Source organism: Nocardia asteroides, from assembly GCA_019930625.1.
In the GTDB taxonomy this organism is placed as follows: Bacteria; Actinomycetota; Actinomycetes; order Mycobacteriales; family Mycobacteriaceae; genus Nocardia; species Nocardia sputi.
The window spans coordinates 1,530,999-1,546,846 of sequence record CP082844.1; the positions used below are offsets into that span (position 1 = coordinate 1,530,999).

At 71.0% G+C, this 15,848-nt stretch carries 9 protein-coding genes; 6 read left to right on the forward strand and 3 right to left on the reverse strand.

The window, feature by feature from the left end:
- Positions 1–33: 33 nt before the first annotated feature.
- Both K8O92_07210 and K8O92_07215 read right to left on the reverse strand, forming a co-directional pair.
- Positions 34–1,896: a dynamin family protein gene (locus K8O92_07210; GenBank protein ID UAK33716.1), complete on the reverse strand. Its 1,863-nt coding sequence runs from the start codon at positions 1,894–1,896 to the stop codon at positions 34–36.
- A gap of 51 nt (positions 1,897–1,947) precedes the next feature.
- Positions 1,948–4,836, reverse strand: coding sequence for an IniB N-terminal domain-containing protein (locus tag K8O92_07215; protein ID UAK33717.1), 2,889 nt, complete (start codon positions 4,834–4,836; stop codon positions 1,948–1,950).
- Positions 4,837–5,134: 298 nt separating this feature from the next.
- Between K8O92_07215 and K8O92_07220 the strand changes: the two genes are divergently transcribed.
- From K8O92_07220 to K8O92_07245, 6 genes are all read left to right on the forward strand, one after another.
- Positions 5,135–6,919 carry an Hsp70 family protein gene (locus tag K8O92_07220; protein ID UAK33718.1) on the forward strand — a complete coding sequence of 595 codons (1,785 nt, stop codon included), beginning with the start codon at positions 5,135–5,137 and terminating at the stop codon, positions 6,917–6,919.
- Positions 6,912–9,500 (forward strand): helix-turn-helix transcriptional regulator, encoded by a 2,589-nt coding sequence (locus K8O92_07225; GenBank protein UAK33719.1) that lies wholly within the window; start codon positions 6,912–6,914, stop codon positions 9,498–9,500. The genes K8O92_07220 and K8O92_07225 overlap by 8 nt, the downstream gene beginning before the upstream one ends.
- 49 nt (positions 9,501–9,549) lie before the next feature.
- On the forward strand, positions 9,550–10,680 hold the full coding sequence (locus tag K8O92_07230) for a hypothetical protein (protein ID UAK33720.1): 1,131 nt from the start codon (positions 9,550–9,552) through the stop codon (positions 10,678–10,680).
- A 161-nt stretch (positions 10,681–10,841) separates the two neighbouring features.
- Positions 10,842–12,200, forward strand: coding sequence for a S1 family peptidase (locus K8O92_07235; GenBank protein ID UAK33721.1), 1,359 nt, complete (start codon positions 10,842–10,844; stop codon positions 12,198–12,200).
- A 111-nt stretch (positions 12,201–12,311) separates the two neighbouring features.
- Positions 12,312–13,637 carry a S1 family peptidase gene (locus K8O92_07240; GenBank protein ID UAK33722.1) on the forward strand — a complete coding sequence of 442 codons (1,326 nt, stop codon included), beginning with the start codon at positions 12,312–12,314 and terminating at the stop codon, positions 13,635–13,637.
- A 139-nt stretch (positions 13,638–13,776) separates the two neighbouring features.
- Positions 13,777–14,664: an NRDE family protein gene (locus tag K8O92_07245; GenBank protein ID UAK33723.1), complete on the forward strand. Its 888-nt coding sequence runs from the start codon at positions 13,777–13,779 to the stop codon at positions 14,662–14,664.
- A 70-nt stretch (positions 14,665–14,734) separates the two neighbouring features.
- Here the strand turns inward: K8O92_07245 and K8O92_07250 are convergent, their stop codons facing one another.
- Positions 14,735–15,430: a hypothetical protein gene (locus tag K8O92_07250; protein UAK33724.1), complete on the reverse strand. Its 696-nt coding sequence runs from the start codon at positions 15,428–15,430 to the stop codon at positions 14,735–14,737.
- Between the last annotated feature and the right edge of the window lie 418 nt (positions 15,431–15,848).

The window sequence follows — 15,848 nt, forward strand, 5'->3', positions numbered from 1 at the left end:
CGACGATTCCCGGCACCGCGCCACCATCACGTCTCACGGGGCTACCGTACCGGCGGGTCCCATCGGTAGTGCGGTCTGCATGGCATCGGCATATCGGCGCAGCTCGGCGACTACGCGCAGTTGCTGTTCCAGCTGTGCGCCGCGTTCGGCCCGGCGGGTGGCGACCATGCTCGCCGCCTCCTGCGCGGCCCGCAACGACTCATCGATGGAGCGGAGGCTGCGCTCGGCGACGCCCGCGTAGTGATCGCGCAACGCGCGGTGGATGCGGTGCAACCGGTCTTTCGACTCCTTGCCCGCCTGGAACGCCACATCGTCGACGAAACGGCGCACCGCCGCCTTCGCCTCGATGCGCCGCTTGGCCAGCCTGGCCTGCTTGTCGTCCCGGAAAGCCTTGCCGCCCACGATCAGCCCCGCGCCGATCGAGATCGGGTTGAGCAGGGCGAGCCCGGCGAAGGTGCTGGCCAGCCCCACCATGAGCACGCCGCCGTAGGAACCGCGCATGCCGACGAGCAGCTTGCTGCCGAAACCGATGTCCGGTTCCAGATCGGCGAGCGTGCCGGAGAGCGCACGGCCGCTATCGGCCCCCGCGCCGGGTCGCACATCCGGCAGGTCGACGGCGCCGAATCCGGAGAAATGCTCGGCGACGCGCTCGGCGAGTTCGATCGCCCGGGAGTGGGTCCACAGCAAGTTGTCGCCGAGCGCGGTGTCGACGGTGCCGGTGAGGTGTTCGGCGATGCGGTCCCAATGCCTGCCCGGATCGTGCTCGTCGATCCATTCCTCCGTGCTGCGCGCGATGTTCCGCAGGCGGTCACGCAGATCGTGGTCGACGTCGCCGGCCAGGTCGGTGATGCCGTCGGCGAGCGTCTGCTGCCAGGCGGCGGTCCTGCGGTGCAGTTCCTCGGCCGCGCCGCGGGCGGATTGCAGCTCGCGCACCGCCGCCGCGCCCTGTGCCGGATCGCGGACCGCGACCAGCTCACTGCCCAGCGCCAGCGCGAGATGCTCCGCCGCGGAGCGGATATCGCGCGCCACGGCGGTTAGTGTGGCCTGCTGATCGCGCGCCACCACCTGGTCGCGCAGGAATTCGTAGAGCACACCGAAGCCGGATTCGACACCCAGCTGCCTGTCCTGCAACCGCATCGCGTGGCTGCGCAGCAGCGACGACACCGGAATCATCGGCACGTCGAGGCGGGCCCGAGCGAGATGGCCGAGATCGGCCTCGTGCACCTGCCGCCAGTGCGGATACAGATCGGTCTTGGTGAGCAACAGCGCGACCGTCGGGCACAGCTCACGCACCTGCCGCAGGAACGCCAGTTCGGGCTCGGTGAGCTCGGTCGAGGCGTCCGAGAGCACCAGGACCGCGTCCGCGGCGGGCACCATGCCGAGCACACCCGCGGCATGGGCGTTGCCGTGCCCGCCGACGCCGGGAGTGTCGATCAGCACGATGCCGTCGGCCAGCAGCGCGTTGGGTATCTCGACCTCGAGGCGCACGATCCGTCGTCCCTGCGCCAGCGGCGAGCGCGAGTCGATCGCACCGATCTCCGCGATCGGCACCGTCACCCTGGTCTCCGCCCCGCTGGAGTCGCCGTGCGCCGCGAGCACCAGCTCCGCACGCGGCTCTGAGCCATGCGCCAGGAGCATCGGAACCGTGGTGGTGGCGTCGTCGCCGACCGGGCAGATGTCCAGGTTCAACAGCGCGTTGACGAAACGGCTTTTGCCCTGGTCGAGCTGTCCCGCGACGATAATGCGCCGACGCGGGTCACGGACCCGGTCGGCCGCCACTTCCAGGCGGCCGACCAGATCGTTGCGGCCCGCGGCACGCGCCGCCGCGATGGTTTCACCGAGTACCGAGAGCAGCGGTACCGCCGGTGGAGTGGCGTTCGGCGCGGGCGTCCCCATCGCGGTATGGACCTCTTTTCCGTACTACCGGGCATTCCTACCGGGCAACTGTCAGTGCAGGAATGTATCGCCACCGAGGTCGGCGCCTGCCGAACCGCTCAGCTCCGTGCCGGCATGGGTGTCGCCGAACAGGCCCGAGTCGGTGTGGCCGCTGGTCGTGCTGTCCAGGCCGGAACCGAACGCGCTCGACACGTCCAACGAGGACCAGGTGTTCGCGGTCGATCCGACGCTGCCGCCGAGACCTGCCCCGGTGTCCACTGTGCCCTGCGCCGCGCCGCCCGCCGAGCCGGCCAGTCCGGCCCCCGCGTCCACCGCGCCGCCGACGCTCGACTGCGCCGCACCGCCGAGACCGGCCGTGGCGTCCAGGCCCGACGACAGGCCGGAGGTCGCGTGCCCACCCGCGCCGATGCCGCCGCTGATCCCGCTGTCCAGGCTCGAACCCAGGTGCGCTCCCGCGCTCGACGCGCCCTCGAGACCACTCGACAGACCCGCGCCCACGTTGCCCGCGGCGCCGAGACCGGTTTCCAGGCCCGCGCCCGCCGCGCCTTCGATTCCGGTGGAGAGGCCGGTACCGAGACCGGCACCGGCTTCTGCGCCCGCGCCGAGTCCGGCCGACAGGCCCGAAGCGAGTCCGGCGCCCGCTTGGGCTCCCGCGTCCAGCCCCGCCGACAGACCCGAGCCCAGCCCCGCACCAGCCTGCGCTCCCGCGTCCAGCCCCGCCGACAAACCCGAGCCCAGCCCCGCACCAGCCTGCGCGCCCGCGTCGATCGCGCCGGTCAGGCCGGTCTCGAGGCCGGTGCCTGCCTGCACCGCGCCGTCCACGCCCGTGGACAGACCGCCACCGAGGCCGGTGGACAAGCCTGTTTCCAGCCCGGTCGCCGCTTCGATCCCCGCGTCGATGGCCCCGCCGAGACCGGTTCCCAGGCCCGTGCCGAGCTGGCCGCCGATGTTCAGGGAGCTGTCCAGTCCGCCGCCGAGTTCCGCTCCGGTGCTCACAGCCGCGCCGAGACCGGTCGCGAGTCCGGTCTCCAGACCCGCCGTCGCCTGCGTGCCGAGATTCCCGGCACCGCCGATGGCGGAGGAGAAATTGCCTCCCAGTCCGGTGGTCAGGTTGCCGGAACCCTGCACCGCGCTATCGAGGCCGCCGGTGAGTCCGGTCGTCGCCTGACCGGTGGCGTCGAGCGCACCGCCGAGACCGGACTCGAGACCGGAACCGATCTGCGCGCCCGCGTCGGCCGCTGCGTGCAGTCCGGTGGAGACCCCGGCGCCGAGGCCGGCGCCCGCCTGCGCACCGCCGTCCAGAGCAGCGTCCAAGCCTGTCGTCACCGAACCGGCCCCGTTCACGGCCCCTTCCAGACCCGCGCCCACACCGGCAGTCAGGTCCGTCGCGGCACCACCAACGCCCACGAGACCTGCACCCAAGCCCGTGGTCACACCCACCATCCCGTCGATCGCACCTTCCAGGCCCGCGCCCGCACCGGCGCCGAGACCCGCGGTCAGGTCGGTCGCCGCACCCGCGGCGCCGCCGAGACCAACGCCCAAACCGGTCGCCGCATCGACCGCGCCCTCGAAGCCCGCACCGACACCAGCGGTCAAATCAGTCCCCACACCCACAGCGCTCTCCAACCCCGCACCCAAACCGGTCGTCAGGTCCGCAGCGCCCTCGAGACCCGCACCGATCTGCCCACCAGCACCCAGCGCCGCATCCACACCACCGACCGCATCGAGCGCACCATCGAGACCGACACCAAGACCCGTCGTCGCGTCGATTGCACCCTCCACACCGGTACCGAGGCCTGCGGTGAGATCGGTCGCCGCACCCGCGGCGCCTTCCAGCCCCGCACCCAAACCGGTGGTGAGGTCCACCGCGCCTTCCAGTCCTGCGCCGAGCCCGGTTGTCAAACCGGTCGTCGCATCGACAACGCCCCCGAGACCCGCGCCCAAGCCTGCGCCCAGATCAGCACCCGCCTGCGCACCCGCGCCGAGGCCTGCGGTCAAGTCGGTTGCCGCCTCCACGGCACCCTCCAGACTCGCGCCCAGCCCGGTCGTCGCATCGATAACGCCCCCCAGGCCCGCGCCCAAGCCGGCACCGAGATCAGCACCCGCGCCCAAAGCCGCGTCCAGACCTGCGGTCAGACCGGCTGCGGCGTCTACTGCGCCTTCCAGTCCGGCTCCAAGGCCCGTGGTGACACCGGCTGCCCCGTTCACCGCGCCTTCCAAGCCCGCGCCCAGGCCTGCCGCCGCATCCACCGCGCCGCCCAGGCTCGCGCCCAGCCCGCCGCCCGCGCCCAGTGCCGCGTCGATGCCGGTAGCGAGGCCGGTCCCGAGTCCGGCGGTGATGTCTCCCACGCCTTCGAGGTCGGTGTCGAGGTCGAGGCCCGCTCCGATGCCGCTGATCACCTGCGCACCCGCGCCGAGCAGACCGCCCACGGCGGCGGAGAGGTCGGCGCCCGCGTTCACCACGGTGTCCAGGCCCGCCGCCAGTCCCGCACCCAGACCGGCCCCGAGCTCGAGCCCGGTTTCGATCACGGTGTTCAAACCGGCGCCCAGGTCCACGCCCGCGCCGAGATCGACGCCCGTGCCGACGCCGAGATCTATGTCGACATCCCCGCCCGCACCGGCGCCGAGGTCGACTCCCAGATCCGCGCCCAGATCGACTCCGGCGCCCGCCACCGCCGCCGCACCCACGGTGCTCGCCGCGCCGACCACGGCCGCGGCGCCGGTCTGCGCGCCCGCCGCCACGATGGCTTGCAATTGAGAGCCGCCGGTGACCAGCGCCGATTCCGCCACCATCGGGGCGCAGAGCGTGATGTCCTCTGGTGTCACCGCGCTCAGGCCCGCGGCGGCCAGCGCCTGGATGGGGTTGGCGCAGTAGGCGACCGCGGCTTCGTCGTTCCGCAGCAGATCGAGGATGAACTCCAGAATCGCGTTGGGTGTCATGAGAATCGTCTCCTGAGTCCCGGCGGACCTAGATGATCCGCAGTCGTTGGAATGCAAATCACGCTAGGAGCGCAGGGCGTTACGCCGAAACGGGGCGAACCCCTACGACTGAGCGGGGGCACCCGATAGGGGTGGGAGCGAAATTAGGGGAATTTCCCTAATGGTTCCCCTAACGGGGTAACGGCTGATGGCCAGCAACCGACAGAACGGTTGCGTCGGCAACTACCAGGCCAAGCGCACCATCTCGCACACACTGCAGCGACACCGGACCAGACAGCTCTTCGAACGGGGTTCTCGAATGACACAGCGCCTGGCGCTCGGCATCACTGTCGGGGCGTCGAATTCGGTCGCCGTGGCGGCAACGGAAGATGGCGACGAGGGCATCGGCCCGTCCGGCGGCGGCTATCTACGCTCGCATCCGAGCGTGTTGCGGCTGTCGCAGGACATGGCACCCACGCTCGGCGCGGGCGCGCGCCCCACCGGCCGCCATTCCAGCGATGTCCTGCTGGAGGGCTTCCTCGCCAGGGTCGGCGATCCGGTCGGCATCCTCGCCGAGGACGGCTCCTCGTATTCCGCTCCCGACCTGGTCGCCACCGCGATCGGATGCCTGGGCGACGAGATCGCCGCCGAGACGGGAACGAACGCCGCCGCGGCGATTGTCGCCTGCCACCCGGCGTGGTGGTCGCGGCACACCGTCGAGATCCAGCGCGAGGCGCTCGAGCGGGCCGCGCTCGGCGAGGTCACCCTGGTGCCGGAACCGACCGCCGCGATCCGCTGGCTCGACGCCGCACACGGCAGGACCGACGACGGCGCGGTGATCGTCTTCGACCTCGGCGCGACCGGCTCGACCGTCTCCGTGGTACGCACCGGTGAGCATGCCAGTCTGCTGGGCACGCCGCTGCGCACCACCGACGTCGCCGGTGCGGAATTCGATCTGTTGACCATGCGCTATGTTCTGGCAAACGCCGTGCTCGCCGCGGATTTCGATCCGTTCGATCCGGTGGTCGAACGTGAATTAGCGGCTTTGCGCGAGCGCTGCAGAAAAGCGAAAGAAGAGCTTTCCATAAATACCGCGACCGTTGTCCCGGTTCGGGTGGACCCCGCCGATCCGCATGGCAGCACCGTACGGCTGGTACGCGGTGAACTGGAAGACCTGCTGCGCGGGCCGTTGTCGAGTTCGATCGACCTCATCAGAGACGCGGTGCATCGGGCCGGGCTCGATATCGGCGACGTCGGCCGCGTCCTGCTCACCGGAGGCGGCGGCGCCATCCCGCTGGTCGCGGAACTGATCTCCTCCGAGTTCGGATTGCCCGTCGTGGCGGCTCCCGACCCGGAGCACACCACAGCACGCGGCGCCGCGCTGCTGGCCGCCGATCTGCTCGCCGCCGAAACCGACCAGCTGCCGATGGTGGATCCGGGCGCCGAAGACGAGACCGTGCCCCAGCCCAGAGCGCTCCCCTCGTCCCCCTCGTCGGGACTCCCGGCATTGCCCGAGGAACGCCCCGCACGCCGACGGGCGCTCACCAGCAGGCGACGCCTCGCGGTGGTGGCGGGCGCGGCGGCCGCCATCGGCCTGCTGGCCACCGGCACGCTCGCCATCGGCACCGGCATCCAGTCCGGCCCGAGCCATCCCGCCACCACCGAGCAGTCGACCACCGGCGCCGCGCAGGTCGCCGCGACCACGGGAGCGCAGACGGGCGATCCGTCCGCACCTTCCGGTGTCGCCGCCACGGACTCCACGACATCGACCGGCCGAGCGCGAACCGAGGCGACACAGGCCGGTTCGCCTTCGTCCCCGGCTCAGGGCACCACCGTGGCCGTGGTGAACAGCGAGCAGACGCCCGGCCGGCCCGACCCGGGACCCGCGGACTCACCGGCTCCGCAACCCGCGCCGCAGCCCCAACCCCAGCCTTCTCCCGCTCCCGCGCCCGCCCCGGCCCCGACCAACCCGCCGCCGCCCACTCAGCAGCAGCCGCGGCCTATGCCGCCCACCGCGCCGAACCTGCCGACCGGCGTGCTCGGCGACACTCTCGGCACGGTGCTGCGCGCTCCCGGAGAGATCCTGGGAGGCTCCGGTGGCTGACACCGCATTCGACACCCTCCCGTCCGCACGGGACGTCTTCCGCGACCTGGAATCCGCCGATGACCAACCGGTGGTCTACCTGATCCGCGGCCGCTCGCAAACCGGCAAGTCGACGCTTCTCGCGGAGATCCGGGCGCGTCTGCGCGCCCGGGGCGTCCCGCTGCAGGACGACACCGCCGCCGTCCAGCACGCGCACAACGGCTCGCACCCACTGACCCGCACGCCGGCCTCGGTCGCGGGCGCTACGGCAGGGGTGACGACCGACACCGCCCGCCCGGCCCTGATCATCGACAACGCGCACACGCTGGGCGGGCTCGATCTCGAATATCTCCGCGCCGCCGTGGAAGCCGGGCGCCGCACGATGGTGATCGCCGCCCAGCCGCGCCCGCACGACCCGCGGCTGCGGCTGCTCGCCGACGCGGTCGCCCGGCGCGGTCGCGTCGTGGACCTGCGCCCGCTCGGCGTCGCGGACATGGCGCCGTTCGCCAGGGAACTGGGCATGATGGTGCCGCGCCAAGTCGCTCAGCACATCCACGTGCAGACCGCGGGTATCCGCGGTGGCGTCGTGGCGGCGCTCACCGCCGCCTGCTCGGCGCGTCTGGACGCGGGCATCGCCGCCGTCGACACGGCCGTCGCCGCGTGGGCGCGCGGTTTGCTGGACAACCTCGAGCCCGACCTGTTGGAGACCCTGGTGGTCGCCACCACGGGCACGGGCCTGGATTCCAGCGAGCTGACCGAGGTGCTCGGCGTGGAACCGGCCGTTGCGCAAGATCTCATCGACCGAGCCAGGGCCAGCGCCCTGGTGACCGATGCGGATCTGCTGATCGAACCCGCCGTCGCCCCACTGCGCACGCTGCTCGGCGACCGCAGGTTCGTCGCGGTCGAGCGCCGGTTGCTCGGCGCCCGGCTGGAGGCGGGCCTGCTGCGTGACCGCACCGCGCTGCAACTGGCCGAGTCCGGCGTCCGTGATCCGCGCCTGGCCGATTTCCTCGTCGACGCCGCGGAGCGGACCGGCCGCGAGGCGGTTCGCTACTACGCCGCCGCGGCGGCCGCGGGGGCGGAACTCGATCTGATCGCGCTGCGCTGGGCCGAGGCGGCCGCACGGACCGGTGACGGTGACACGGCGATGCGTCTGGCCGAGCCGATGCTGGCTCGTTCGGGCAGTTCCGGTACGGAACTCGCGACGGCGGTGCGCATCTGCGCGGCGGTGCTGACCCGACGTGGCCTGGTGGGTCGCGCGGCCCAGTTGTACATCTGGCTCGGTGCGGATCGGGTAGGCCCCGATTGGGCGATCGGCGCTACGGTGCTGCGCTTGGCCGGAGACGTGGCCGGCGCCGAGGAGATGGCCTCCTCGGCGACGCAGTGGCCCCCCACCGAGGCGCACGCGCACGCGCGGCTGATCGCGACCGCGCTGGCGGACTCCATCGCGCCGGGCAACAGCACCGCGTCCGCCGTGTCGGCGCTGGTGCAGGCGGCGAACGCGGACGCGGGCGTGGACCGCTTCCTGCCCTGCACGGCGGCCTCCATCGCCGCGCTGCTCTCGCTCGGCACCGGCGAGCCGCGCCGCGCCCAGGACGCGTTGCGGCGGGCCACCGCGAGCGGGCTGCGCTGCCACCAGCTCGACGTGCTCGCGGCCTGGACGGCGATGCTCGGTGGCGACGAGCGCGCCGCCGCCGCCACCGTGGCCGCCCTGGATTACGACCGACTCGACGCCCGCGACCGGCTGCTGGCTCACGGCGTCGCCGTCGGCCTCGCCCGGCGCAGCGGCGATCACACCTCGCTGGCCCGCGCGTGGCAGGCGGCGTATCCGCTCTTCGACGACGTGCAGGCCGACCTGCTGGCACTGCTGCCGATCGGCGAACTGTGGCTGGCCGCCATCCGGATGCGTGACGAACGTCGGATCGAGCCTCTGGTGGAGGCCGCCCTCACGCTGCTGCGCCGCTTGAACGAACCGCCCGCCTGGTCCAACGCCTTCCATTGGTACGGCGTGCAGGCCGCGATCGCGCACGAAAGCCCCGACGACCTGCTGCCGCACGCGCGAGCGCTGAAAGCCGCGGCCGAGGCGGGTGACCGGCACGCCGCCGTGCTCGCCGACGCGGGCCGCACCTGGGTGCTCGTGCTGCGCGGCCAGGTCGCGACCGCGCCGGTCCACGCGGCGGTCGCCGCGCTCACCGAGATCGGCATGACCTGGGACGGTGCGCGGCTGGCCAGCGAGGCGGCGCTGGCCGCGCCCGACTCCGCGACGGCCACCGCGCTGCTCAAACTGGCTCGCACGGTCCGCGCCGACGCTCGTCCGCAGGAACCGCAGACCCGGCCCGCCGCACCGGCCGCAACCGACGGCGACACCCCGGCGCCGCCGCCCACGCCGCCGCAGGCCGCGATCCTCAGCGAACGGGAACGCGAAGTGGCCGAGCTGGTTCTGCTCGGGCTCACCTATCGCGAGATCGGTGCGCGCTTGTACATTTCCGCGAAGACGGTCGAGCACCACGTCGCGCGCATCCGACGCCGGGTCGGCGCCCGTTCCCGTTCGGAGTTATTGTCGATGCTCCGCGCCATGGGACACGGCTCGCTTCTGGTGTGACTCGGGTGCGGTTCCGTCAGCGGGAACGCCGAAGCGAGGTAGGTGGAGGATGGCCACTGGGGTTGGCCTGCGCGTCGCCGAGGACGAGTGCACGGCGGTCATCGTCACCGATGGTGACGAGCAACCGCGGTACATCGTCCGGGAGTCGATCCTGCACATGTCCGAGGACGGTGACGCCGAACTGGGCGGTCCCGCGCCCGCCGGGCACTCCCATTCGATCACCGGCTTCGTGCCCGCCGTCGGTGACCCGTCCGGTATCCCGGTCGACGACGGCGAGGCCTACCGCGCCGAAGACCTCGTCGCGACCGCCTTGTTCTGCCTGATCAATCTGGCCGCCGAACATCTCAGCGGCCCGGCCGAGTTCTACGCGACGCATCCGGCGGACTGGCCCGCCGAGCACGTGCGTTCCTTGCGGGACGCGCTGGACTACCTCGGCCTGCGGTCGGTGCTGCTGGTCAGCGAGGGCGAACTGCCCAGCGCCGGGAGCACGGCGCCCGACGGCTCGTTCGCCTACGACGCGGCCCGCGCGGCGCTGGCCGCCGTGCTGGCCACACCCGCGGGCGCCACTCCACCGGACCCGTCCACCGCCGAGAACTCGACGGTGGACACCATCGTCATCCCGGCGGTGCCCGCCGCCGAGCCACAGCCGCAGGCGTACTCGGCGGCCTTCCCGATCGCCGAGCCGGTCGCGACCGCCGACCCGGAGCCGGCCGAGAAGCCCACGGCGACAGAGGTTCCCGCGAAAGTTGTCGCGAAGAACCCGCGGCGTACGCCCTTGCTGGTCGCCTGCGCCGCCGTCATCGGCTTGGTGCTCGGCGGCATCGTGGTGGCCGCGCTGTTCCGCGACGGCGGGGAGACACCGGTGCCGCCCCTGCCCGACGCGAAATCGGAGCAGACGTCGGCGAGTCCCGTCCCGCCTCCGCCGGTCGTGTCCTCCACCGAGCCCATCACCACCGAGCCGTCCGAACCGCCGGTGGAGATCACCGAGACCACGACGCCGGACACGACCACGACGCCTCCGCCTCCGCCTCCGCCCCCGTCGACCACCGAGCCGCCGACGACGCCACCGAGAACCACCCGTCCCTCGACGACCCGGAGCACGACGACTGCCCCCTACCCGTTCCTGCCGCTACCGCAGTTACCGACCATCCCCGGTATGGGAACACCGGGTAGTCGGTGATTAGTAGCGTCCTTTCCTGGTTTGTGGCCTAGAGTGATGCGCTGACCGTGTTGTCGGATGACTTCCGGCACAGGTCGGTTGCTGGACGAAGACTGTGCGCCAACGGATTCTGCCCATGGCCACGGATTTAGCTGGCACGTGCGTGCCGACGAAGGGACTTCATGCGCAAGTTGGTGGCGCGTCGCGCCGCGGTCAAAGCTGTCGCCATCGCCTCGACCGTTCTCCTGGCTCCCTTGTTCGGCACGACGACCGCATCGGCGGTTCCCGACGCTCCCGCCCAGCTCGCCGCGGACAACCTGCCCCCGGAACTGGTGCAGGCCATCGCGCGCGACCTGAAGATGACCCCGACGGAGTACCTGGACCGCGCCGCGCGCGCCCAGCAGCTGCGGGATTACGCGCGCGAGTTCCGTTCCGAGCGACCGGATTCCTACGCGGGCGCTTGGATCGGCCCCGACGGCAAGCCCGTCGTGGCGGTCACCTCGCTGGACGCCGCCAAGATCGCCGCGGACGACGGCTACCAGACCCGACTGGCCCCGGTCTCCGCGGACAGCCTGGAAGGCTCGCTGGTGCAGCTCAACCAGTGGGTCACCGGTCTGCCGCGGGAGATCTCGCAGGCGATCAACTCCGTGGCCATCGACTTCCTGAACAGTCAACTGGTCCTCAGCGTCGCCAACACCCCCGCGGGTCACATGCTCAACCTGCCGACCTTGCTGGCGAACATCAAAGTCATCCTGTCGCCGGGCAGCGGCGGCCCGGTCGAGCGCAGGCCCATGGGCGGTGACACCTACATCAGCGCTCCCGGTCCGCTCGCGGACTCGTCGCTGCGCGCGGTCGACGTGTGCTCGTTCGGGTTCAACAGCATCGACGCGTCCGGCAACGCGCTGAACATCAGTGCGGGACATTGCGATCCGAATCTGGGCAAGGCCAACCAGGAAGCGGCCGTCTACCTGCCCAACGTCCGGGACATCCCGGCCAGCCCCGAACTGGGCACCTTCGTGCATGCCTCGCTGGGTGGGCACTCCGCGCTGGACTACTCGGTGATCAAGCTGAACGAGCGCGCGGTGCGGGCCGGCATGGACCAGCCCTCGGTGCGCGGCGCCAACGGCACCACGCTGGCGATCACCGGCACCGCCGACCCGATCACCGGCGCCCCGGTCTGCAAGTCCGGTCAGTCGTCCACGTTCACCTGTGGCTTCGTCGTGGCCGACCGGGTGGAGACCCAGCTGTTCACCGCGGAGGGCGAGAGCAAGACCGTTCGCGGGTTCGCCAGCTCGGCCTGCACGCTCGGCGGCGACAGCGGCGGCGCGATCGTGTCCGGCACGCTGGCGCTCGGCATCACCAGCGGTTCCAACGCGGCGGACGCGCCGAACTGCAACGAGGCCAACATCGCGCTCGCGCAGTACGGCGGCACCGCTTCGCTGGGCATTCCGATCCGGGCGATCCTGGCCGATGTGGACGCCTCCTCCGGTGGCGGAATCGGCAGCGGTATCACCGTGCGCACCCGGTCGAACGTCGGCTGAGCGCACGCACGCGTCCTGTGTCGATCGGCATATCGCCGGTCGCCGGGCTATGCGGGAATCGGAACCACAAGATGAGTAGGCATACCGCTGCGAACCCCATATAGTCTGCTCATGCTCCTGCCACGTATAGGTCCTCTTCGATCAGCCGCGCGACAGACCGGAATCCGAAAAACAGTGATCGCCGCCTCGGCGGCGATCCTGCTGTTCGGGCCCACGGCGGCAGTAGCGACGGCTGAGCCCGATCAGGCTCCCGGCCTGCCCGCCGAGCTGGTCGCCGCGGTGACCCGTGATCTGAAGATCTCGCCCGACGAGTACCTGCACCGCGCGGAGCTCGCGCAGCAAGTGGCCGCGTTCGCCACCACCGCCCAGCGGCAGTACCCGGCCGTGTTCGGCGGCTCCTGGCTCGACGACGCGGGCAAGGCGGTCGTGGCGCTGGCCCAGGGCCCCGGCGCCGACGAGGCCAAGAAGGCCGCCGAATCGGCCGGTTTCGAGGTTCGCAACGTCGCCAAGAGCGAAGCGGCGCTGCGCGGCGAGAAGAGCGCGTTCGAGCGCTGGCTGGAAGGCCAGCCCGAGGCGGTGCAGTCGCTGGTGCGCGGCGCGGTGGTGGACACCGTGAACAACGCGATCGCGGTGCGCGTCGACCAGGCGGGCCTGCCGATGCCGAACTTCATCGACCCGGCGCGCGTCATCGTGATGGCCCCGCCGGTGGCAGGCGAACAGGGCACCCTGCAGGCCGGTGAGATCGCCGGTGAGGCGCGCGGCGCCCTCGCGGGTGGCGACGGCTACGCCTCGGTCGCCGGACGCAGCTCGCTGCGCTGCTCGCTCGGCTTCAACGGCACCGACCGCAACGGCAACACGGTGAACATCACCGCGGGCCACTGCAACCCGGACATCGCGTCCGCGGGCAACGGCAACGCCGCAGGCGTCTACGAGATGAGCGGCGAGCGCCTCGGCCCGCAGCTCGGCGTCTTCCAGAAGTCGGTGCTCGGCGAGCAGGACTACTCGATCGTGCGGATCAACGACCAGGCCAAGGACCGCTTCGCCAACAACGGCGTGCGCGCGCCCGGCGCGGCTCCGATCGCCGTCGAGGGCGTGGCGACGCCGGTCGTCGGCGCTCCGGTGTGCAAGTCCGGCGCACGCACCGGCTTCAGCTGCGGCGTGGTCAACGCGGTCGACCAGACCGTGCAGGTCGGCGACCGAGAACTCACCCAGAGCTTCTCGGCCAACATCTGCGCGCTGCCCGGCGACAGCGGCGGCCCGATCGTGACCGGCCGCCTGGCGCTCGGCATCTCCAGCGCGTCGTCGGTGGCGGACTACCCGATCTGCGAGATCCCGAACCTGATCGGAGCCCTCACCGGTAACGTGCCGCAGCTGTTCGCGCAGCCGGTGCACGTGGTGCTCTCCGACAACCCGGGGCTGCGCGTGCGCACCAACTGACAGCAGTGACGCGAAGAGGCCGGCAGCCGTTGCGCTGTCGGCCTTTTCGCCGTCCCGGGGTCTTTCCACTGCCCTTACGCGGCCCCGCGTGCGGGAAAGACCGCATGGAGTGCGGCGCCGGTCCGGCATTCTGGTCGGCATGTGTTTGGTGTTGATCGGCTGGCGCGCCCACCCTGACTACCGGTTGATCGTGGCCGCCAACCGGGAAGAGTTCTATACCCGGCCGACCGAATCCATGCGCTGGTGGCCGGAGGCGCCCGGCCTGCTCGCCGGACGCGATACCGGGGCCACCGGCCGCACCGAGGGCGAACCTCCCGGCACTTGGCTGGGGCTGAGCACCCAGCCGCACGGCAACAACCGCTTCGCGGCCGTCACGAATGTGCGTAATCCCGCCGATCAACGCGTCGATGCCCGTTCCCGGGGCGCCCTGCTGCTGGACTTCCTGCGCGGCGCCGCCGACCGCGGTCGAGCGGGCGAGTTCCCCGGGCCGGAGAAGTACGTGCTCGACGTCGCCGCCGCGCCGGACGACTACAACGGCTACAACCTGTTGGTCTCCGACCTGCGCACACTGTGGTGGCACTCCAATCGCAGTGCGACCGAACCACGCGAGCTGACTCCGGGCTTCCACGGGCTCTCCAACGGCACGTTCGTCACGTCCGCGGGTCCGACCCTGGGCGAAGCGAATCTGACCGCGCCACAGCCCATCTGGCCCAAAGTGCGGGCGGGCGTGACCGAGCTGCGCGAGATCGTGGGGACCGAGCCCGGTGCGGTGGATCGCTACTTCGAGGTGCTGGCCGACCGCACGGAAGCTCCGGACGACCGGTTGCCGCGCACCGGCGTCCCCTACGAGATGGAGCGTGCGCTCTCGGCCAGGTTCGTCGCGCACACCGTGCACGGCACCAGAGCCAGCACGGTGCTGGTCGTCCGCGAGGACGGGACGTTCGAGATGGTCGAGCGCTCGTTCGGCCGATTGGGTGAAGAACTGGGCGAGGTCGTCGTCCGCGGCTTGCTCGATTTGACCGGATAAACGACCGGCGGCCCGCCCTCCGAGGAGAGCGGGCCGCCGGGGATCGAACGTGCAGCGTTCGGCCGAATATTTAGTTCGGCTTGTCCGCCCACTTGGTGGTGCCTTCGGGCGCCTGCAGCGTGTTGATCAGGTCGATGCCCGCGACAGCCAGCATGGGGCCACCGACGGCCACCGTGCCGAGGATGCCGCCGATACCCGCGCCCGCGATCGCGGCGGGGATGCAGCCGACACCGAGGAACGGCAGGCCGAGGATGCAGCCGATCACGGCGCCGCCGATGGCGGTGCCGACGAAGCCGCCGACGGCGGTCGCGATGCCGAACTGGCTGGCGAACTCGTTCTGCGCGCGCTGGTTCTCGATCGGCGAGGCGATCGGCTGAGCAACGACGTTGACCGCGTTGGCCGGCTTGTCCCTGGGGACCTCGACACTCTGGTCAGGCGTGAGTTCGAGGACCGTGGCGTCTTCCTTCACGACCGGCTTCACCGGGACGACGGTCCCGGCGACCGTGAAGGCGATCGGCAGGGCCAGGACGTCGTTGCCCTGCGAGTCCTTGATCTTGTAGACGTCGTCTTCCTTGACGTCCTCGGAGGACTTCGCCAGTTCGAACGTTCCCCCCTTGAGCGTCGTAACGACGGTCTTCTCCACCAGCTTGACCGAGTACCGGATGGGATCCGGCGCAGCGTCCGGCTCGGCATGGGCGGTCCCCAATCCGATGGTCATCGCACCGATGACCATCGCGGCCGCCGCGGTGGTTCTGCGGAAGTTCATTCAGTTTCCAATCCATCATCAGGTCGATCGTCGCCGCGGGTCTCCAGCACGCGAGAGCTCTATCCAGCAAATCCGGGTGGTCGGCTCCGGATCCTCCCCGAGCAGTGTGCAGACGAGTCGCAAGCAACAGAACGACGTGAGCCTAATAGAACGCCGCGCATTAAGCGAGATGCCTTATCAGCCCTGGGGACTAAGCCAATCCTTACCGACTGGACGGAATGGTTCCCCGTTTACGGTGGTGACCAACCCTCTGTCCGCGAGATCGGTGAATTTTACTGTGATATTGATCACAGGTAAATCAGCGGTCAAGCCCCAGCATATGGGGCTATAGCCCAAAAGCCGATCGTACGATGGACACTGTTGTTACTGGCGGGTAACTTACCTCCGGTTAAGATACGAGCCAACCGAGGCGGTAGCG